The organism is Anaerosalibacter massiliensis (assembly GCF_024623155.1).
Taxonomy (GTDB): domain Bacteria; phylum Bacillota; class Clostridia; order Tissierellales; family Sporanaerobacteraceae; genus Anaerosalibacter; species Anaerosalibacter massiliensis.
The window spans coordinates 60824-82136 of the sequence record NZ_JANJZL010000002.1; the positions used below are offsets into that span (position 1 = coordinate 60824).

A 21313-nucleotide genomic window follows, 5' to 3' on the forward strand; every position below is an offset into this window, starting at 1 on the left:
TACCTCCTCTTATTTTTCGCTTATAGCAGCAATACCTGGCAATTCTTTTCCCTCTAAGAATTCTAAAGAAGCTCCTCCACCTGTAGATATATGAGTCATTTCTTCTTTGAAGCCAGCTTTTTCAACTGCTGAAGCACTATCTCCTCCTCCAACTATAGTTATACCATTAGTTTCTGCCATAGCCTTTGCAATTGATTCTGTTCCATTTTTAAAGTTCTTCATTTCAAATACACCCATTGGTCCATTCCATACAACTGTCTTAGCATTTTTTATTTCTTCGCTAAACAATTTAATTGTTTCCGATCCTATATCTAATCCCATCATATCTTCTGGAATACTATCTATTTTTACAGTCTTATATTCAGTATCGTTTTTAAATTCTTTAGCTACTACTATATCTACTGGAAGTAGGATTTTTACATTTTTTTCGTCTGCTTTTTTAAGTAGTTCATTAGCTAAATCTATTTTGTCTTCTTCTAATAGTGAAGTACCTATACTATATCCCTTTGCCTTTAAAAATGTATAAGCCATTCCTCCACCTATAAGTATAGTATCAACTTTTTCAAGTAGATTTTCAATAACTCCTATTTTATCTGAAACTTTTGCTCCACCAAGAATAGCAACAAAAGGTCTTTCAGGATTTTCTAATGCTTTACCCATTACTTCAATTTCTTTTTTTACTAAAAATCCTACTGCTGAAGGCAAAAATTTTGAAGCCCCAACATTTGAAGCATGAGCTCTATGAGATGTTCCAAAAGCATCATTTACAAATACATCTCCAAGAGATGCTAGGTCTTTAGCAAAGTTTTCATCATTTTTCTTTTCTTCACTTCTAAATCTAGTATTTTCTAATAAAACTACATCTCCATTGTTCATATTATCTACTATATTTTTTACATCTTCACTAATAACATTATCATCTTTAGCAAATTTTACTTCCTTATTTAGAAGCTCTGATAATCTCTTTGATACTGGCTCTAAGCTAAATTTAGAATCTGCTTTTCCCTTTGGTCTTCCTAAATGAGACATAAGAACTACTTTTCCACCATTTTCTATTAAGTACTTTATAGTAGGAAGAGCACTCACAATTCTTGTATCATCAGTTATATTTCTATTATCATCCATAGGAACATTAAAATCACATCTAACTAATACTCTCTTTCCTTCCACTTGTAAATCTTCTACAGTTTTCTTATTTAACATATTTATCACCTCTTATTAATATAGTTGGTAAAAGCCGGTCTTGAAATTCAAGACCGGTCTAATATGTTTACTTATTTGCGTTTGCAACGTAGCTTGCTAAGTCAACTACTCTATAGGAATATCCCCATTCATTATCATACCAGGAAACTACTTTTACCATATTGTCAATAACCATTGTAGATAATCCATCAACTATTGAAGAATGTGGATCTCCCTTATAGTCTACTGAAACTAATGGCTCTTCTGAGAATCCAAGAACTCCCTTCATTTCTCCTTCACTAGCTTCTTTTAATGCCTTATTTACTTCTTCTGCTGTTGTTGGATTTTCAACTTCAAACACAACATCTACAACAGATACTGTTGGAGTAGGAACTCTCATTGCAAATCCATTTAATTTTCCTTTAAGTTCTGGTATTACTAATGCAACAGCTTTAGCTGCTCCTGTTGTTGTAGGAATAATTGATTCTGCTGCAGCTCTTGCTCTTCTTAAATCTTTGTGTCTCTTATCTAATATTTGTTGGTCATTTGTATAGGAGTGAACTGTAGTCATAAGACCTTTCTTAACTCCAAACTTATCTAATATTACTTTTGCAACTGGCGCTAGACAATTTGTTGTACAAGAAGCATTTGATATTATATTATGTTTTTCTGGATCGTAGTCATTCTCATTAACTCCCATAACTATAGTTGTATCTTCATTTTTACCTGGTGCTGTAAGAATTACTTTCTTAGCTCCTGCCTTAATATGTTTTGAAAGTCCTTCTCTATCTCTAAAAGCTCCTGTTGAATCAATTACTAATTCTACTCCTAGTTCTTTCCAAGGTATTTCTTCTGGATTTCTGTGATCAGTTCTTTTGATTTCTTTACCGTTTATAATGAATGAATCTTCTGTTGTTTCAATAGTTCCATCAAATTTTCCATATAATGAATCATATTTGAATAAATGTGCTAGAGTATCAATATCACCTGATGCATTTACAGCTACTACATCAAAATCTTTTATTTCATCCTCCATATAAATTCTTAAAACATCTCTTCCTATTCTACCAAATCCATTTATACCTACCTTTAAAGTCATATATATTCCTCCTTAATACTATTATTTATTTTTAGCTACATATGTAGCTTAATTAACTAATTTTAAAATCTTTCTAGCTGCACCTTCATCTGTTACTAAAGCCATATCCTCTCTAATACTGGAAATAGAAATAATTGCTTCTGCTTTTTTAGTACCACCTGCTACTCCAATAACATTCTTAACTTGCTTAAAATCTACAAGGGATAATCCTACAGTCATAGATTCCCAAACTCTATTTCCGCTTGTATCAAAATAATGACCAAAAGCCTCTGAAACTGCACCTTTTTCTATTAGCTTTTTAATAGTTTCATTAGGTAACTCTCGTCTTTCTGCCATTACATCTGCTCTACCTATACCATAAACAAGTATGTCTATTTTTTTGATTATATCTACAAATTCCTTAACTTCTGAAACTTTTAAAAGTGCATCTATAGCTTCCTGTTCAATATTATCTGGAACATGCAAAAGTCTATAGTTACCACCTAATCTCTTAGCTAAATTGGCAGCTATACTATTAGCTTGAGTTTCTACATCTTTTCCCAATCCACCTCTAGCTGGAAGGACTAAAATTTCATTATCTGCTTTTCCTTTTGGCATTTCTTCAGCTACTTCAGCCATTGTAGTACCGCCAGTTATGCCTATGATATTATTTGCTTTTATAAGTTTCTTCAAGTATTTAGCTGCAGTTCTTCCCATATCTTTTAAAACTAGTTCACTTTCATCAGAATTTCCTGGAACAACTAAAACTTTTTTAAGATTTAATTTACTTTCTAATGCATTTTCCAATTCTGTTAATCCCTTTATTCCATGAATTACATCTTTCATATCTTCTAGAAGTTCTTTACCTTCTATAGTTACATACATACCCATTGATTCAATATTTAATAAACCTTGATTTTTTAAAATGTTGACCTCTGTTCTAACAGCTCTTTCTCCCATTCCTAGCTGATTAGCTAAGGATCTTCTTCCAATAGGCTCATTGTAATATATATTTCTTAAAATATCATATCTATTTTCTAAAGTATCTATTATTTCTGGTACTATCTTTTTTTCTAATTTAATTAAATCTTTCAATAAAAACACCTCTTAACATTAGAAAGCCAAGTATTGTTATGATAAATATTATGTACATAAGTAGTTAATATAATTCTATATGGTCATAAGAAGTCCCTCTGTATTATTTTTGTCCCACTATGCTCAAAAAAAATTTCTAAATTCAACACTCTTTCTTTTTACAATACCATTATAGAATAAAACTTATCTTTTTTCAAGTGAAATAAAAATTATTTAAGTACTTGATTTAATATAAAAAATATAGCGATATTCATATTATAACTAAAGCCTTCATTCTATTTTGAATAAAGGCTTTAATATCGTCTTCTTTTAGATGATGATGGTATATCCAATTCATCTCTATATTTAGCTACTGTTCTCCTTGAAATAGATATGCTCTTTTCCTTTAAAATATCCGCTATTTTTTGATCACTTAAAGGCTTTTTAGAATCTTCTTTTTCTATCATATCTCTAATCATGACTTTGATACTAGTAGCTGACAAACTACCTTTTTCACTAGATACTCCACTTGTAAAAAAATATTTAAGTTCAAAAAGCCCTCTAGGAGTTTGCATATACTTTCCATTAGTTGCCCTACTAACAGTTGATTCATGTACCCCTATATCATCTGCGACATCTTTTAATGTCAAAGGCTTTAAGGCTTTTTCACCTTTTTCAAAGAAATCACTTTGGAATTTTAATATAGATTCAACTACATTATATATAGTCATTCTCCGTTGTTCTATGCTTTTTATAATCCACATAGCAGAGTTTAACTTTTTAGTTATAAATTCAGTTATATTTGGATCATCTGAACTAGCCATAAGTCCTTTATAAAATCTATTAATATTTAGTCTTGGTGCTGTATTATCATTTAGTATAATGATGTACTCCCCATCTAAATATCTCAATGTAATATCTGGAGTAATATATTTAACTTCTTCCATATCTCCTGAAAAACATCTTCCTGGTTTAGGCTCTAATGTCTTAATATAATCACAAATATCTTGTACATCTTTTAATTCTATACCTAATTTTTTTGAGATCTTACAAAGTCTATTGTGAGCTATATCTTCTAAATAATTTTCAACAACTAGATATATATTTTCATCTTTAATTTTTCTTTCTCTTAGTTGAATCATTAAGCATTCCTTTAAATCTCTAGCTCCTATTCCTATAGGGTCAAAAGTTTGTATTTGGAGTAAAACCTTTTCCACCCTTTCAAAAGGAATTTTTAAATCTTTAGCCAAACTTTCAATAGATGTGATTAAATAACCATTTTGGTCTATGCTTTCAATGATAAGTTCTCCAATGATTTTATCTATTTCATTAGAAATGTTTAAATTTAACTGAAGTAATAAATGTTCTTTTAGGGATGATGAATAGGTAATAAAATTGTCATAAGTGATTTCTTTTTCATTTCTGTCTCTTGGCGCTGTAACTGTATAGCTTATGTCATCATAGTTTTCTAGGAATTCTTCCCAATCAATTTCTTCATTTTTGGATTCTATTTCGTCTATATTCTCATGTTCTTTAGCATCAGTTTTTACTTCTAGTAATGGATTAGTTTCCATTTCGTTTTCTAAATATTCATTTAGTTCATGGCTAGTAAACTGAAGCAATTGAATTGCCTGCTGTAATTCAGGGGTCATTACTAGCTTTTGAGCTTGCTCAAGGGTTAAATTATAACCTAATCTCATAAAAGCTCACTCCATCCTTACTTCTAATTTATTTGTTTACAGTTCATATTATACCAGATAGTTGCATAAAGTACAAAACTATTTATTTTTCGACAGATATAAGTTTTATTTGATAGAAAAAGCTCTTAATCCTAGGGTTAAGAGCTTTTTCTATATTATGCTTCATTTTTTTCGTAAGGAATTCCATTTGCTGCTGGTCCTGTGGCTTTGCCAACAAAACTCACAAGTATTATTAATGTAAGAACATATGGTATCATTTCAAGTATTTGAGATGATACTTTCACATCCGTTCCACCTAAATAAACTACTATACCTTGAGCAGCTCCAAACAATAAACATGCCCACATAGAACCTTGAGGAGTCCATTTGCCAAATATCATAGCAGCTAAAGCTATAAATCCTTGTCCAGATATAAGAGTAGCTCTAAAATTAGATACTACAGCTATACTCATTGAAGCTCCACCAAATCCTGCAAATACTCCTGAAAGTATTACTGCTAAATATTTAACTTTAAATACATTGATTCCCAATGTATCTGCAGCTTTTGGATGTTCTCCTACTGCCCTTATTCTAAGTCCTATCTTGGTCTTATATAGTATAAACCATACTACTAGTACTAATAAAAATGCAATATACACTGTTGCATATTGGTTGAAAATTAAATCTAAAAAAGAACCTTTAGTAAATAAATAATTAAATGGTCTAGGCATTTTACGATCTAATGGAATGGGAGCTGTCATAGTTGCTCCATCAAAAAATACTCTACTTAAAAACAATGCTAATCCTGGTCCTAGAAAGTTTATAGCTATACCAGAAACTATTTGGTCTGCCGCAAAAGAAACAGAAGCAATAGCATGTAAAAGGGCCAATACTCCACCAGATAACCCGCCCATTAGAAATCCTAACCAAGGATTACCTGAATAATAAGCTACAGTAGTCCCTACAAAGGCGCCTATTGTCATCATGCCTTCAAGTCCTATATTTACTACTCCAGAGTTTTCAGACATAACCCCTCCCAATGCTGTATACATGAGAGGTGCAGAATACATTAAGCTTATCCCTATAATTAGTCCCAAATCATTTAGACTCAACCTCTCCACCTCTCTTTCTTTTAGCTCTTAAAGTTGTTAACATTTCTATAAGTTTAGGCATAGATATAAAGAATACAATTGTACCTATTACAATACTAATAATTTCAGACGGTGCCCCCATAGCAGGTTGTATCTTATATCCACCATATTTCAAAGCACCAAATAATAGTCCTGCAAATATACATCCTATAGCATTATTTCCAGCAATTAAAGATACTGCAATACCATCAAAACCATTTCCTTCCATGGCTGCTAAGACAGCTACTTCTTCAGTAACTCCTAGTACATGTACTGCACCTGCAAGTCCAGATAATGCACCTGCAATAGCCATAGATATGACTATATTTCTTTTAACATCTATTCCTCCATATTCTGCTGCATCACTATTAAACCCTACTGCCCTTAACTGATATCCTAAAGTAGTGTTTTTCAATATATGTCTAATTAATATAGCTACAAGAATTGCAATTATAAATCCCCAATTAACTGGTGCTCGAAAAAAATCACTTATAGATCTTAAAGTTTTTGGAAATCTTATACTTGCAGATTCTAATATATTATAGGAAGCCTCACTATTAGGTCTTTTAAACTGGTCCCAAAACACAACGGCATTACTCAAATAAAGTGCTATCCAGTTAAGCATTATAGTTGTAATAACTTCATTTACACCAAATTTAGACTTTAAAATTCCAGCTAAACCTGCCCAAATAGCTGCAGCTAAGCATGCCATCAACATAGCTACTATAGCATGAAGAATTGGAGGTAAATTCCAGAAATATCCCACTAATGTAGCTACTAATGCACCTATTATAAATTGTCCTTCTGCACCAATATTAAATAAACCTGTTCTAAAAGCAAAGGCTACAGAAATACCTGTCAATATTAAAGGTGTAGATTGAATTATTGTCCAGGAAATATATTTAGGTTTCCCCAAAATTCCTCTTATCATTACTCCATAAGCCTCTAAAGGGTTGAATCCTACTGCCAATAATATAAAAGCACCTACTAAGAGACCTACAAATACAGATATAATAGTAAATTTAAGCCTCTTTCCTTCCATTTTCTACACCTCCTCCAGCCATTAAATATCCTAGTTTTTTCTCATTTGCATCTTTTCTATCTAAGATATCTACAATCTTTCCATTGTATATTACAGCTATTCTATCTGATAGATTTAGTATTTCATCTAATTCAAAAGAAATTAATAAAACTGCTTTCCCATTATCTCTTTGTTCAACTAAATATTTATGCACAAACTCTATAGCACCAACATCTAGTCCTCTTGTTGGCTGGGCTGCTATAAGAACATCTGGATCATTTGTAACTTCTCTTGCTATTATCACCTTTTGTTGGTTTCCTCCAGATAATGCACCAACAGCTTGTTTCTCATTTTGAGGTCTTACATCAAATTTTCCAATTAATTTTCTTGCATGTTCTTCTATGTTTTTATGGTTTAATCTTCCGTTTTTAGAGAAAGGTTCCTTATCATATATTTCAAGTATCATATTTTCAGCTATACTAAAATCTAATATTAGTCCTCTTTTCTGTCTATCTTCAGGAATATTACACATGCCTTTTTTCATAATATGTCTTGGTGAAGTATTAACTATATTTTCACCATTTAAAACTACTTTTCCAGATTCAATAGGCCTAAGCCCAGTAATCCCTTCTAAAAATTCACTTTGTCCATTTCCATCTACACCAGCTATACCTAATATTTCTCCTCTATGAACTTTCAGAGATAAACCATTTACTGCATTTAATTTTCTATTATCTTTAATTATAATGTTATCAATATTAAGAACTACTTCACCTTTTTCTATATCCTTTTTATCTACTGCAAAACTAACTTGTCTACCTACCATCATCTCAGCTAAATTTTCCTCTGTTACATTACTCACTTTAACTGTATTTATCTTTTTCCCTCTTCGTATAATAGTACAATAATCTGCTGCTTGTTTTATTTCTTTTAATTTATGAGTGATTATTATGATAGTTTTTCCTTGTTTAGTTAAGTTTTTGATTATTTGGATAAGTTCTTCTACCTCTTGAGGTGTTAAAACAGCAGTTGGCTCGTCCAATATAAGAATGTCTGCACCCCTATAGAGAGCTTTGAGTATTTCTACCCTTTGTTGCATACCTACTGATATATCTTGTATTTTAGCCTTTGGATCTACATGCAAACTATATTTTTTAGACAGTTTTTCTACCTCTTTAGTAGCCCTTTCAATATCAATACACTTTGTATCCCATGAACCTTTTTTGATAGTAGTTTCCATTCCAAGGATTATATTTTCAACTACAGTGAAAGTATCTATTAGCATGAAATGTTGATGAACCATACCAATACCCTTTTCTATAGCTACATTAGGACTTGTAACTTCCACTTTATCTCCCTTAATAAATATATTCCCTTCTGTAGGCATATACAATCCATATAATACATTCATTAAAGTAGTTTTTCCTGCTCCATTTTCCCCTAATAGTGCATGGATCTCCCCCTTATGAACTGTTAAGTCAATGCTATCATTTGCCACAAAATCTCCAAATTTTTTAGTTATCCCTTTCATTTCAATAACTTTAGTTTCTAAATCTACATTATTCAAATAGGCTACCTCCTATCTAATATCTAAGCAGTCCAGACAAAAGCCTGGACTGCATTTTCAACTATTTTAATGTCTTTACATATTCTTCATAAGAATCTTCATCAAAAGGTACTTCAATTTCTCCATCAATTATAAGTTTTTTGATTTCTTCTACTTTGTCAAGGATTTCTTTTGGAACATGCTTATCTGATGTTGGAGCTATATCTACTGCTCCTTCTTCTAAACCATAAACAACTGTAGTTCCACCAGGGAATTTCCCTTCTTTTAAATCTTTAACTACATTATAAACTCCTACATTCACACGTTTCATAGCTGATGTAATAACGTTGTCAGGAGCTAAATCATGCTGGTCTCTATCAACACCTATAACATATTTGTCTTGTTCTTTAGCTGCTTCTATAACTCCATCTCCAGAACCTCCTGCAGCATGGAATACTATATCTGCACCTTGTTGATACATACTGTTTGCTATAGCTTTTCCCTTTGCAGGATCATCAAAAGCTTCTGCATATTGTCTAAGTACTTTTACATCTTTATCTGCAACTTTGTTTGCATAGGCAACTCCTGCATGATAACCATAATCAAAAGCAGTTATAACTTCACTTTCCATGCCGCCTACAAATCCAACTTTACCAGTTTCACTCATCATTGCAGCTATATATCCTACTAGGAAAGATGGTTGTTCTTGTTTAAATACAACACCTACTGCATTATCTGGTGTATCATCACCATATGAAAAATCGACTATTGCGTATTTTACATCATCATTTTCTTCTGCAGCAGCCTTTACTGCCTTTGATAATTTAAATCCAATTCCCCATATAAGATCATTTTCTGCATCAAGGGCTGTCTCTAAATTAGAAACATAATCTGATTCTTGATGGGATTCTTGGTAAGTTGATTTAGTACCTAAATCTTTATCAGCTTTTTGAAGTCCTTCCCAGGCTGATTGGTTAAAGGATTGGTCATTTACTCCACCAACATCTGTAACCATAGTAATTTTAAGCTGTTTGCCATCTGTTTTATTTCCTTCCTCAGTCTGTTCGGCTGGTTTTTTATCGTCATTAGTCTTATCTCCGCCTGAACATCCAACTGCAGCAAAAGTTAATACTGCAATCATAAGTAAAGCTAATATTTTTTTCATTTTAGACAATTTTAAACTCCCCTTTCAATAGCTTTGAAGTATTTTAATAACCTTATCCTAATACAATTTTAGCATACTTTGTCCTATTCTACAAAGTTTTATAAAATACTTCTAATCTTTTTGTATTATCCTACAAAAACACTCCAAGTTTACCTTGGAGACTTGGAGTGTTTTAACAAATGTTAGACTCATTTGAAATATAGCCTTCTTTAGACAATATTTTTATAGCTTCTTCAATTTTATTTTCATTCACCAATAATACTGGTCCAGTACATCCCATTCCGCTTTCCGCATATACCTTGTTTTTCCACAAAACTTTTACTGCATCTTCCAACTCCATTATATCTATCCCAGAAATAGTTCCTGTTACAATTTCTTTTTCTGGTGGAGTTATTTCTTCAGAATTTTCATCCTTCTTCTCTTTGTTTAATCCTTTTAGTACTTCTTTAAAACCTGCATTATTTACTTTTTTGAATTCTTCTTTTGCTATTTCCTTTACATTTCCTTTGGCTAAATTAGCACCATAACTAATTGCATTGGCTACAACAGGTATTCCTGAAGCCCTTGAAAGAATAAGTATAGTTCTATCATAGTCTTCTCCTATTCCTGGTCCATAGCCATAACCTAAAGATTCATAGCTCCCACCAGTAGTATAGGATGAGAACATTTTTATCAATATATTACCTGTTAAAGTATCTGTAATCATTACATCTGGTACTCCCCCAAGTAAATCATTGCCTCTCATTATAGAGCCACCATCTGCCCTTAAAGAATTAGTAAAATTAATTTTATATCCATTTTTATCTATCTCTTTCAATGCTCTTTCTACTTGTACTGCACCATCTACATTTAATATTCCAACTGTTGGGTTTTCAATACCCATAGCTTTAGCAGTAATAATCCCATATATACTATTCATAACCATTGCTTCTACTCTATGGGGAGAAGAAGTTCCTGTAGTTGTGGCTATAAACATTTCTCTACCTTTTCCTGGCGTTAAAACTCTTCCTACAGTGGAAACACCTATTGGAAAACTGTAATGCATAGTTACAGCAGAATCTATCTCTTTGTTATCTAATAATTCTTCCATTTTTTTATATCCTTCTTCTTCTGTCCCTACTACTACTTGAGTTAGTTGACTATCAACTTTTGGACCTATTAAAACTACTTCAATGGACGAATCTCTTTTTTGAGCAATTTCTGCACCTTTTACTATATTTTCTACACCATGTTCACTTCCAAAGGTAGTTATTCCTACTCTTACTCTTTCTCCAAATTGTCCTGTTTCTAATGCATCTGCCATATCTTTAAAAACTTTTCCTACCATATTCTTTACATTATTATCCATCATTTTATCACCTCTACTCCTTTAATAGATGAGAGGCAAAATCTCTCATGGCTTCTGCTACAAAGCTTCTTATTTCTTCCTCTGATACCCCTTTTTCTTCATCTATTTTTCCAGGATTCTTTTCTATAACTATGGATACTCCGTCAAATAAATTAGTCATTCTACCTAAAAACAGACTTCCTTTTCCTACAATCATTGTATTCTTTATTTTTCCATTTAATATATCCTCTCTAGCAAATCCTACATAAGGTACACCTGATGGAATATGTCCTTGAGTTGGAGCCCAACCTTCCATACCATGCTTTTCTATAAAGTCATTTAATTGGGTTCTTTCTAATTCTTTTCTCATTACACCTAATGCACCAATCATCTTATAATTGGATTTTGGTACATCTCCTGCCCCTGCTGGCTTTGTTATATCTGGATTTTGCATTTCTACTGAATATCTATCTATATCTGTTATTTTTAAATTTCCCTTATCTAATGGCTCTGTTACAAGGGAACCTATAACTGCCTGTGGAGAAGAACCTGTCCCTACTGTATGTCTTCCAACTAAATCTGTTCTAAGTACTGGGTTAACTCCATCATTTTCTCCTATAAGTAATGCAAAACCTCCAACTACATCCTCCAAAATTGGCAAACCTTTTTTAATATGGTCCTTGCCATTCATTCCTAATTTAGCTGTTGAACCTCCTGCTACTACTACTACATTTTTAAATATCCCTGCTTCAACTAATGCAGCTGCTTCAATCATAGCATGGGTAGGAGCTGCACAAAATCCTCTAGTATCTGAACCAGTAGCATTTACAAACCCTGCCATTTCACCTATCGATTTTGCAAAGTTTCCTCCACCTCTTTGATTCATATCACCGCAAGCTTCTTCTGAACATTCTATTATATATTCTATATCTTCAGGATTTATATTATTTTTTTCTATAAGATTCAATGCTGCCAACACTCCTGAAGCCTTTACTACTAAATTTTCAAATAGTATATGAGCACTAAGATTGATATCAATATCATGAGCCCTTTTCACACATCCTACAAGTTCTCCATTATTATATAATCCTTCAGCTCCCTGTTCCTCTACAGATTTTTTAATACTTTCTATTTCGTCTCCAGATTTAAGTCTTGATATTAAATCCTCCTTCATGAAATGATGGGCACTTAATTTTTCCTTCACATCTTCTGTAAAGTTTTTTTCTAATTTAACTAAGTCAAAAGTATCTACAATTTTCATAAGTCCTATAAATTCATTTTGATGCATTATTTCTCCAAATTTTCCGACTTTATCTGCCCCTTCAAATTTCTTATCGTACCAAGGCTTTTTATATTCCTTCAATTCTTCTGGTGTTAAGTTTCCAATATAGGTCTGATTCGGTGGGTAATTAACTACTTCTTCAAAACTTCTAATATGTTTAGGCAATTCTTTTAAATAATCTGAATTTGGATTGATAGTTTTTTCCGTAGTTTGTGTTGTTCCATTGTGTAGAATCATATCTGGTGTATTTACCAAAACATATCCTGAACCTTTTACTACAGAATAAGTCATAATGACACCTCCAATAATATTAAAATATCATTATCTTATAAATAAGAGGGAGAACCCTCTTATTTATAAGATTTTATATATTGTTTATTATTCTTCAAAAATTGTTTGTTCTTCTACTTCAGTACTTAAAGCCCTAAGTGCTCTTTCAACTAATTTTCTTCTCAAAGCTTTCTCTTCTTCAGGATCTAAATCTGGATTTCCTAGTGGATGAGGAATTGCTATAGTTGGCACTATTCTATTAGCTCCTACAGTCATAGATATAGGAGTTACAGTACACATGTGTACTACAGGGATTCCTGCCCTTTCAATTTCTTTAACCATAGTTGCACCGCAACGTGTACAGGTGCCTCAAGTGGAAGTTAATATAACTGCATCAACTCCATCAGATAACAACTCTTTTGCAATCTCTGCTGCAAAAGCCTTTGCACTAGCAACAGCAGTTCCATTTCCTACTGTTGTATAAAAATATCTATGGAGACTTCCTATCTCGCCTTCCTTCTCTAGATCTCTTAAAACATCTACTGGCAATACTCTATCTGAATCTTCATTTGCATATACTGGATCATATCCACCATGAGCTGTTTCATAGGTTTCCTCAGTTAAATCATATTCTCCTTCAATATCATACTTTCCATATTTTGAAGCACTAGAGGATTCTATATGATCTGGATTTCCTTTAGGCACAATTCCACCAGATGTAACTAATGCAATTTTTGCTTGTGATACATCTTTAATCGCAGCTACTGGCTCTACTCTATCAAAATCAGGCATAGGGAATTCTGTTACAAATCCTTCATCCTTTAATTTTTTAAGAAGCATATCCACTGCTCTTTCAGAACCTCTTTTTTCTGCAAAATAATTCTTTCTTATACCTCTTGAAATATATCCTTCTTCTTCTGGAGTTCCTATTTCTTCTCCTCTAGCAAGTTTTAAAGCTAGTGGCACCATATTTTTCACTGCTTTTCTCATTCCTGCTGCACTATTCTTAGTGGAAACTATATAAACACTTTTCTTAAACATATCAGCACCAGGATTTTCTATATACATACCTGTTAAAACCGGTATCCCTAGTTCCTTATGAACTGCATCTGTTATAGTCCCACAGGCAACTCCGTATCTTCCTGCATTAAATGCTGGACCTGCTATGAAAATATCTGGGTCATATTTTTTAACCATTTCTATTATTTCATTTGTAGCTTCTTCAACATTTTCATTAAAATAACTATCACCACATATAACTGTTGCAACTATTTCAGCTTCACCTTTAAATCCTCCATTTATAGCCATTCCCGGACCAACAAAACCCTCACGAATTTCTGGCCTATAATCAGCTTTTTCTTCTCCACCTATTCCTGCAAAAAACTGATTTATATAGTGAACAACTTTAATTTTTCCCATTTACTTCCCCCCTCTCTTATATTTAAGTGGGTATTAATCATTAAATTTACAATATTCATCTCTTATATCTTTAACTTCTTCAATTATTTCATCTACATCTAAAACCATTTCCATCATACCTATTTGTTCATCATAAACATCTGGATCAACTTCATTTTTGAATTCTGGTTCTACAACATGATATACTCTAAGTCCTAACTGGACTCCTGCCAATGGACCTGCAAAAGTTGGGTCTCCTGCTGTTACAGTTTCAGCTGCTAATCCAGCTGCTTCTGCTTCAGCGCCACCTATTAATACAACTACATTTTCTGCACCGTATTTTTCAGCAGCTTCTTTAACCCTATTTTGATTTTCCAAATCCATTGCTCCTGCAGCAGTTCAGACAAAGCATTCAGTTGAGGAAAATACTACTTCTCCACCAGTGGTTTTTATGCATTCTTCAATAGCTGGTCCTGGTATACCATCTCTGTCACCAATAATTATTATCTTCTTATCATCAAATAGTGACATTATCCCACATCCTTTCTTATTTTTTTAATATCCTTTAGCAGTTAATTTATTGAAACCTAATTCATTTGTTGCTCCAGTTATAGCTTGCAATTCCACAACTAGACTTCCATCTTCATTAAGAGTTCCATCAAATCCTCCTGCTATTGTTTCTACATAATCTATATGTCCAATAACCTTATCCATTGGAGGAAGAGCTATTATTTCATTTGCATTTCCACCTGTTACTACAGCATTTGCTAGTGGATCAGCATCTGCAAGTGATTGACTTGCTCCATCTCTTCCTGCATATTCATCTGTAATAATAACTGTTTTTATACCTTTTTGTTCTATTTTCTTGCAATTCATAATAAGATCAGTATCTGGGTTTCCAAATCCTTCTTGAGAAATCAATACTCCATCTAGTCCTAAAAACTCAGCTAATTTTGCTGTCCAATTTGAAGACCTTTCTTTGTCAGCTAAATAAACGTTTTCATTAGTGATTATCACGCCAACAAAATTTAACTCTTTACCATGCCTTTTAAATAAATCTTTTACTACTGGATTATTTAAATGATGATATGTTGTGTTTTTGTCACATGCAGAAACACAATTTCCACTTACAATAGCACCATCCATTATTTCTGTTGGATAGATAATAGTGGGTAAAGATTCTTTTGCATCTACACCATAAACATAAGTGTCATGGAGTAATCCTTGACTTTGAAGCATTTGAACATAAGCTACTTTTGGCAAATCTGGATATTTATTAATACCTTCAAGAATAGGATCTGTTTCAAAAACTTCAACTTCATCAGGAGTCAATGCCTTTGCTACCTCTCCTATATAAGTTGCTGCCTTGAATCCAGCCATTCTCAATGCCTTTTCATGCTCATGTTGCTTTACTCCTTCTTTAGGCTCACAAATTAAAACTATATTGTTTAGTTTTGAAAATGGAGTGTATTCAGCTCCTGGCCCAGTCATGTCGATGATTCCTTCTTGAAATCCTACTATTTTTCCTGCGGTAACTACTGCACAACCTTTTAATACATTAGTTTTACCACTTCCAACAGTGTCTACCTTGGAAATCATTCCTGGAAATATTCCCCCTGGACCTTCTACTTTCACTCTCGGTTCAATGACATCTTTTACAGGTGTTATTCTAATACTTTCACCTGGTCTTGCTAGTTCTAGATCTACTTTTTCAAAATGTTCATCTTCCTTAATTAACTTGATTAATTCTTCCTTGTTAACATACAATGTTTTATTCTCTAGTTTTGTTTCCTCACTAAATTGAACATCTTCAACAAATAGATAGCCTAACTCTAGACGCAATACAGTCACCTCCCTTTAATTTTAAAAATATCTATTTTAATTCTAGGCAATGCCTAGAATTAAAATCTAAACATACTTTTTAATCATTTCTTCTACATTTTTCTCTGTTGCATCATCTGTAACTCTTTCATCAATTTTTTCTCCATCTTTATATATAGCAATAACAGGCAACCCTAATACCTTTTGTGATATAGCAAGTCTTCTTGCCTTCATTGTGTCAAGTTTGCAAAACTTCATTTTGTCACCATATTGTTTTTCCAACTCTTCAATATGTGGCATAAGAGCTTTACATGGCTCACACCCCTGGCTCCAATAGTCTACTAAAACATAACCATCAGCTTTCAATACTTCTTCCTCAAAAGTTTTCTTATCAACCTCTAACATAATTATCCCTCCTAAAATTTTTTTTAATCATCAAAAACTTCGCTAATATATTTTTCTGCTTGAATAGCAGCAATAGCTCCATCTCCAGTAGCTGTAACTACTTGCCTTACTGTTTTAACCCTACAATCTCCAGCTGCAAATACTCCATCCAAATTTGTCCTCATCTCATCATCTGTGGGTATATAGCCACCTTCCATATCAACTTGACCTTTAAATATATCAGTTGCTGGCAAATACCCAATAAATACAAAGATACCAAACATACCATCATCTTCATTTGCTAATACTTCTTTTTGTTCTCCCGTTTTTGTGTTCTCTACTATCATAGAACCTACTACGCCTTCGCCTTTTATTTCTTTAACTACAGAATCCCACATAAAATCAATTTTTTCATTTTTAAAGGCTTTTTCTTGAATAGATTTAACTGCTCTTAATTCATCTCTTCTATGGATTATAGTTACTTTTCTTGCAAATTTAGTTAAATATATAGCCTCTTCTACCGCAGCATCTCCACCACCAACTACATAAACTTCTAAATCTGTAAAAAATGCTCCATCGCATGTAGCGCAATAGGAGACTCCCTTTCCTGTAAACTCTTCTTCTCCTGGAACACCTATTGCTCTAGGTACTGCACCTGTAGCTATTATCACTGATTTAGCTTTATATTCATTTTTTTCACCTTTAACTACCTTAACCTTATCCTTTAAGTTTACCTCAACAATATTATCAATAACTCTTTCTACGCCAAATTCATCAGCTTGTTGAACCATTCTTTCTGTTAAAGTAGGTCCACTAGCATTTTCAATAGAACCAGGGTAGTTTTCAACTTCATTTGTTGTTACTATCTGACCTCCAGCCTTTTCCTTTTCGATTATTAATGTTTTAAGTCTTGATCTTGCAGAATATAGACCAGCTGAAAGTCCTCCAGGACCTGCACCTATTATTATAACGTCATAAATTTCTGTCAACTTTATCTCCTCCTTATTTATAAATATAGATATACTTTTTCATTTGGTATTAAATTTACCAAAACTGTTTTTATTTATACTATAATTTATATATTACCCCTTCAATCAAAGATAAATCTATTACTTGAAAGTCTCTAAGTACTTCCTTATTCCAATGAGGTAATTCCTGATTTTTTAACATTTTTTTCGTAGTAGCTATACTATTTTCTATAGTTAAAAGGGATTCCATATGAAGATGATCAGTTTTTGATATAATAATAGTTTTATAAGGGGTTTCGTTAGGCTTAACACTGCCTGACAACGGATGGGTCAACAATTTATATCCTAAATGAATTTTATCTCTTACTTTTTCCAATAATTCTAAATATGAAATATCATAATATTTCAAAAAAATTTCTTTTTCTAATTTATCTTTAACTAATGGATTGTTAGTTATTGCAATAGCTTTAGTCATAAGCTTCTCTCCTTAACACTCTTTATTAGTCCTTGCATTTTTTTCTAAAAGATTGTTAATTTTTTTCCTATCCTAGATAAAGATAAAAAAACAGAATAGAAAAGACACCTAGTGCCTATCTACTCTGTTTTATAACCTGAGAGTTTCCCCTCTAAACTAAAGAGGATTGCTCCTTCGGTGCTTTCGCTCTCCAGAGAGCCGTCCAAATACGGTTCTTTTACCTGAGAGTTTCATTGTGGAAGGGCAAGCATCCACAATTTACTCCTTCGGTGCCAATTTTTGGTCTCTCCCGTATTCTTCATACAGCTAATGAAAATATCCTTAATATGTATATGCTAAAATTTCCAATACTATCTTCATTCTTATTATAATATAAAAATACATTAAATACAATATAAAAAGAGAGACAATACAAAAATTTAATATTTAAATATTTTCATCATCTAATATATACTGTGCAATATTTGATGAATGGTCAGAAATTCTTTCTAAATTACTCAATATATCTAAAAATATTACTCCTGAACTAGGTTGGCAAGTTAATTTATTTAATCTATCTATATGATTAGCCCTATATTGTTTTTCCATAAAATCCACTTCTTCTTCTTGTTTAAGAACTTCCCTAGCCTTTTCAAAATCAGTTTCCTTAAAAGCTTTTATTGCTGATGTATAAACATTTTCAGTTTTATCAAACATTATTTTCAATTCATCTATTGCTTCATCAGTAAACAACAATCTATTATCCATTCTATATTGGGCCAACTCTGCTAAGTTATCTGCGTGATCTCCCACCCTTTCAATATCATTTATAGTATTGAAAAGAGTATTAACTGCGTTATGTTGTTCCTTGGTCAAAGGTGCATTTGAAAGTTCGACTAAATATCCTGTAATATCTCTTTCAAGTCTATTTATAACTTTTTCCTGTTCAAAAACTTCTTGAACTAATTTTCGGTCTTTACCAAAAAAAGCTTTTGCTGCAGTTTCTAAATTCTTTTCTACAACTCTACTCATCCTATATACTTCTTTTGAAACTTGCCCCACTGCTATAGAAGGTGTTTCAATTATTCTTGAATCCAGAAATTTCAATCCTACAGATTCTTCCTCTATATCTCCAGGCACTAATTTGTTAGCAATCTTAACTAATAGGCCTGCAAAGGGAAATTGAATAATTACATTTAAAAGGTTAAATATAGTATGAGCATTTGCAATTTGTTTCTGCACATTATTTGGTGTTAAAATAACAACTATTTTTTGTACAGGCACTCTTAATATAAACATAAAAATAATCGTTCCTATAAGGTTAAATAAAAAATGTATTATTGCAGCTCTCTTTGCTGTTTTATTAGTCCCTATACTTGATAAAAGTGCTGTAGTAGTAGTCCCTATATTGTCACCAAATAAAATAGGAAATGCAATATTAAGACTTATCAGTCCTTCCCTTGCTAAGGCTTGTAAAAGACCTATAGAAGCACTACTACTTTGAATGATAGTAGTAAGTCCCAGCCCTACTAAAACACCTAAGAAAGGATCATTTAGACTTACCATTATATTTCTAAATACGGGACTTTTACCTAAAGGTGCTAAACTATTTCCCATCATATCCATTCCCATAAAGAGAAGTCCAAAACCTATTAATATTTCTGCAAAATCTTTAGCACTCTTTTTTGAAGTAAATAACCATATACCTACACCTACAGCCAATACTATTGGAGCAAAGTCAGTTAAATTAAAAGCTATAAGTTGAGCTGTTACAGTAGTACCTATATTAGCCCCCATTATTACACCAACCGCTTGAGTGAGAGTCATAAGACCTGCATTTACAAATCCAATTACCATTACAGTAGTTGCACTACTACTTTGTATAATCATTGTAACTAATGCCCCAATTAAAACTCCCATAAGTCTGTTGCTAGTTAAAACTTCAATAAGTTTTTTTAATTTTTCACCTGCAGCTTTTTGAAGGCCCATACCCATCAAGTTCATTCCATATAAAAATAGGCCTAGTCCACCAAAGACGCCAAAAGCAATTTCCATTTAATAATCCCCCTAACTCTTTTCAGATGAAGTATTTTAAGAAACTCTCTATATGTTACATTAATTTTGAAAGAGTTTTGTTAAATTTATGTTAATTTTATTAAATTCCTTATTCTAAATTTAGAAAATCAATTTGTCTTAAAGCTTCAAATAAAATTATATTTACAGAATTAGCAAGATTTAAAGATCTTGGAATATTCTCTCTCATGGGGATTCTAATAGTTTTATCCCTATTTGGTGATAGCAAATCCATTGGCAAACCTTTTGTTTCCTTTCCAAAAACTAAAAAACTTCCATCTGAATATTCAACTTCCGTATATCTTTTATTTCCTTTAGTTGTTGCATAAAAAAAATTATTATTTCCATATTTTTTTATTAATTCTTCAAAGCTATCATAATAAGATATATCTACAAGATTCCAGTAGTCCAGACCTGCTCTTTTTAAATGTTTATCATCTACAGAAAAACCTAAAGGCCTTACTAAATGTAATTTAGTTTCTGTTAGAGCACAAGTTCTAGCTATATTGCCAGTATTTTGTGGTATCTCTGGCTCTACTAATACAATATTTAATGGCATTTTAATCTCCTCTTTTCTTAGTTTTTGTACATCTAAAAAAAGTATACAACATTATATGGCTTATAGCTAAATATATTTTATATTATATATTTTTCTATAGCATTTCCTACTCCACTTTCATCATTAGTTTCTGTTATCTTATTTGCAATTTTTTTAACAATTTCTTCTCCATTTCCCATTGCTATAGAAAGTCCAGCAGTTTTTAACATAGGTATATCATTTTCGTTATCTCCAATGGCTACTGTTTCTTTTGTATCGATATTTAACATTTTACATAACTCTTCTAAAGCCTTCCCTTTAGATACACCTTTATTCATAATCTCTATATTGTTCCACCATGAACTAGCTACTTCTACTCCTTTTATATTGGAAACTTCTTTTCTAAAATCCAAAAGCTCTTTTTCATTATCTTTTACAAATACAAACTTATATATTAAAGGTTTTTCCTTTTCTAATATTTCAATAGGATTATTTATTATCTTAATATTTATTTTTTCTCTTTCATTCATAACCTCATTCAATTTATAATAATTTTCAACTGTTTTTGAAACTTCTCTTGCATAAAATGTAGTGTCATCATAAAAATGATAATAAATACCTCTTTTTTCAGCTAAAGATATTATTTCTTTAGATGATTCTATAGAAATAGGATTTTCATATATTATATTTGAACTATCGTGTTCTGCAACATAGGCTCCATTACAACTTATTATAGGAGTTTCTATTTCTAAAAACCTAGCATAATGTAATGCGGAAGGAAAAATTCTTCCTGTAGATAATACTACTTTAATCCCCCTATCTGTAGCCTTTTTTATTAACTCTTTGTTCTTTTTTGGTATTTGATTTTCACTATTTAATAAAGTACCATCCATGTCTATCGCAATTAATTTATACTTCATTTA

Annotated in this window: 19 protein-coding genes and 2 riboswitches; all 19 genes read right to left on the minus strand. The window is 32.0% G+C overall.

Translation table 11 applies throughout. From position 1 onward, the window contains the following. Positions 1-9 precede the first annotated feature (9 nt). Positions 10-1203, minus strand: coding sequence for a phosphoglycerate kinase (locus tag NSA23_RS03185; protein ID WP_257490119.1), 1194 nt, complete (start codon positions 1201-1203; stop codon positions 10-12). A gap of 67 nt (positions 1204-1270) precedes the next feature. Continuing rightward, the gene (gap, locus tag NSA23_RS03190) at positions 1271-2281 is read right to left on the minus strand and encodes a type I glyceraldehyde-3-phosphate dehydrogenase (RefSeq protein ID WP_042680235.1); all 1011 of its coding nucleotides are present in this window, start codon (positions 2279-2281) and stop codon (positions 1271-1273) included. A gap of 48 nt (positions 2282-2329) precedes the next feature. After that, the gene (locus NSA23_RS03195; protein ID WP_276537017.1) at positions 2330-3355 is read right to left on the minus strand and encodes a sugar-binding transcriptional regulator; all 1026 of its coding nucleotides are present in this window, start codon (positions 3353-3355) and stop codon (positions 2330-2332) included. 293 nt (positions 3356-3648) lie between these two features. Further along, positions 3649-5034, minus strand: a complete 1386-nt coding sequence (gene rpoN / locus NSA23_RS03200) for an RNA polymerase factor sigma-54 (protein ID WP_257490121.1) — start codon at positions 5032-5034, stop codon at positions 3649-3651. Between the two features lie 155 nt (positions 5035-5189). Further along, positions 5190-6083: an ABC transporter permease gene (locus tag NSA23_RS03205; RefSeq protein WP_042680290.1), complete on the minus strand. Its 894-nt coding sequence runs from the start codon at positions 6081-6083 to the stop codon at positions 5190-5192. A gap of 28 nt (positions 6084-6111) precedes the next feature. After that, a complete protein-coding gene (locus tag NSA23_RS03210; RefSeq protein ID WP_042680241.1) occupies positions 6112-7185 on the minus strand; it encodes an ABC transporter permease in 1074 nt (357 codons plus the stop codon). Then, positions 7166-8695, minus strand: a complete 1530-nt coding sequence (locus NSA23_RS03215) for an ABC transporter ATP-binding protein (protein WP_042680291.1) — start codon at positions 8693-8695, stop codon at positions 7166-7168. The genes NSA23_RS03210 and NSA23_RS03215 overlap by 20 nt, the downstream gene beginning before the upstream one ends. A gap of 97 nt (positions 8696-8792) precedes the next feature. Continuing rightward, positions 8793-9875 carry a BMP family lipoprotein gene (locus NSA23_RS03220; RefSeq protein ID WP_042680293.1) on the minus strand — a complete coding sequence of 361 codons (1083 nt, stop codon included), beginning with the start codon at positions 9873-9875 and terminating at the stop codon, positions 8793-8795. 172 nt (positions 9876-10047) lie between these two features. Next, positions 10048-11226, minus strand: a complete 1179-nt coding sequence (gene grdD, locus NSA23_RS03225; RefSeq protein WP_246119181.1) for a glycine/sarcosine/betaine reductase complex component C subunit alpha — start codon at positions 11224-11226, stop codon at positions 10048-10050. A 10-nt stretch (positions 11227-11236) separates the two neighbouring features. Beyond that, a complete protein-coding gene (gene grdC / locus NSA23_RS03230; RefSeq protein WP_042680246.1) occupies positions 11237-12775 on the minus strand; it encodes a glycine/sarcosine/betaine reductase complex component C subunit beta in 1539 nt (512 codons plus the stop codon). Between the two features lie 87 nt (positions 12776-12862). Beyond that, positions 12863-14173, minus strand: a complete 1311-nt coding sequence (gene grdB, locus NSA23_RS03235) for a glycine reductase complex selenoprotein B (protein WP_081915187.1) — start codon at positions 14171-14173, stop codon at positions 12863-12865. 33 nt (positions 14174-14206) lie between these two features. Next, positions 14207-14683 carry a glycine/sarcosine/betaine reductase complex selenoprotein A gene (gene grdA, locus NSA23_RS03240; RefSeq protein ID WP_081915188.1) on the minus strand — a complete coding sequence of 159 codons (477 nt, stop codon included), beginning with the start codon at positions 14681-14683 and terminating at the stop codon, positions 14207-14209. Positions 14684-14707: 24 nt separating this feature from the next. Then, positions 14708-15994, minus strand: coding sequence for a glycine/sarcosine/betaine reductase component B subunit (locus tag NSA23_RS03245; protein ID WP_042680254.1), 1287 nt, complete (start codon positions 15992-15994; stop codon positions 14708-14710). 66 nt (positions 15995-16060) lie between these two features. Then, positions 16061-16378 (minus strand): thioredoxin TrxA, encoded by a 318-nt coding sequence (gene trxA / locus NSA23_RS03250; RefSeq protein ID WP_042680256.1) that lies wholly within the window; start codon positions 16376-16378, stop codon positions 16061-16063. Positions 16379-16401: 23 nt separating this feature from the next. Beyond that, positions 16402-17337 (minus strand): thioredoxin-disulfide reductase, encoded by a 936-nt coding sequence (gene trxB / locus NSA23_RS03255; RefSeq protein ID WP_222704751.1) that lies wholly within the window; start codon positions 17335-17337, stop codon positions 16402-16404. 88 nt (positions 17338-17425) lie between these two features. Beyond that, positions 17426-17800 carry a GrdX family protein gene (locus NSA23_RS03260; protein WP_042680260.1) on the minus strand — a complete coding sequence of 125 codons (375 nt, stop codon included), beginning with the start codon at positions 17798-17800 and terminating at the stop codon, positions 17426-17428. A gap of 122 nt (positions 17801-17922) precedes the next feature. Next, a riboswitch (glycine riboswitch) is annotated at positions 17923-17996 on the minus strand. 3 nt (positions 17997-17999) lie between these two features. Further along, a riboswitch (glycine riboswitch) is annotated at positions 18000-18102 on the minus strand. A gap of 124 nt (positions 18103-18226) precedes the next feature. Then, complete coding sequence (locus NSA23_RS03265; protein WP_042680262.1) at positions 18227-19834, minus strand: Na/Pi cotransporter family protein; 1608 nt, start codon at positions 19832-19834, stop codon at positions 18227-18229. A gap of 109 nt (positions 19835-19943) precedes the next feature. Further along, the gene (trmL, locus tag NSA23_RS03270; protein WP_042680264.1) at positions 19944-20411 is read right to left on the minus strand and encodes a tRNA (uridine(34)/cytosine(34)/5-carboxymethylaminomethyluridine(34)-2'-O)-methyltransferase TrmL; all 468 of its coding nucleotides are present in this window, start codon (positions 20409-20411) and stop codon (positions 19944-19946) included. 77 nt (positions 20412-20488) lie between these two features. After that, complete coding sequence (locus NSA23_RS03275) at positions 20489-21310, minus strand: Cof-type HAD-IIB family hydrolase (RefSeq protein WP_042680266.1); 822 nt, start codon at positions 21308-21310, stop codon at positions 20489-20491. Positions 21311-21313 lie beyond the last annotated feature (3 nt).

Excerpts from the sequence above, each read along its gene's own strand:
- NSA23_RS03185 (WP_257490119.1), bottom strand. The coding sequence starts at position 1,203 with ATGTTAAATAAGAAAACTGTAGAAGATTTACAAGTGGAAGGAAAGAGA.
- gap (WP_042680235.1), bottom strand. The coding sequence starts at position 2,281 with ATGACTTTAAAGGTAGGTATAAATGGATTTGGTAGAATAGGAAGAGAT.
- rpoN (WP_257490121.1), bottom strand. The coding sequence starts at position 5,034 with ATGAGATTAGGTTATAATTTAACCCTTGAGCAAGCTCAAAAGCTAGTA.
- NSA23_RS03205 (WP_042680290.1), bottom strand. The coding sequence starts at position 6,083 with ATGTATTCTGCACCTCTCATGTATACAGCATTGGGAGGGGTTATGTCT.
- NSA23_RS03210 (WP_042680241.1), bottom strand. The coding sequence starts at position 7,185 with ATGGAAGGAAAGAGGCTTAAATTTACTATTATATCTGTATTTGTAGGT.
- NSA23_RS03215 (WP_042680291.1), bottom strand. The coding sequence starts at position 8,695 with ATGAAAGGGATAACTAAAAAATTTGGAGATTTTGTGGCAAATGATAGC.
- NSA23_RS03220 (WP_042680293.1), bottom strand. The coding sequence starts at position 9,875 with ATGAAAAAAATATTAGCTTTACTTATGATTGCAGTATTAACTTTTGCT.
- grdD (WP_246119181.1), bottom strand. The coding sequence starts at position 11,226 with ATGATGGATAATAATGTAAAGAATATGGTAGGAAAAGTTTTTAAAGAT.
- grdC (WP_042680246.1), bottom strand. The coding sequence starts at position 12,775 with ATGACTTATTCTGTAGTAAAAGGTTCAGGATATGTTTTGGTAAATACA.
- trxA (WP_042680256.1), bottom strand. The coding sequence starts at position 16,378 with ATGTTAGAGGTTGATAAGAAAACTTTTGAGGAAGAAGTATTGAAAGCT.
- NSA23_RS03260 (WP_042680260.1), bottom strand. The coding sequence starts at position 17,800 with ATGACTAAAGCTATTGCAATAACTAACAATCCATTAGTTAAAGATAAA.
- NSA23_RS03265 (WP_042680262.1), bottom strand. The coding sequence starts at position 19,834 with ATGGAAATTGCTTTTGGCGTCTTTGGTGGACTAGGCCTATTTTTATAT.
- trmL (WP_042680264.1), bottom strand. The coding sequence starts at position 20,411 with ATGCCATTAAATATTGTATTAGTAGAGCCAGAGATACCACAAAATACT.
- NSA23_RS03275 (WP_042680266.1), bottom strand. The coding sequence starts at position 21,310 with ATGAAGTATAAATTAATTGCGATAGACATGGATGGTACTTTATTAAAT.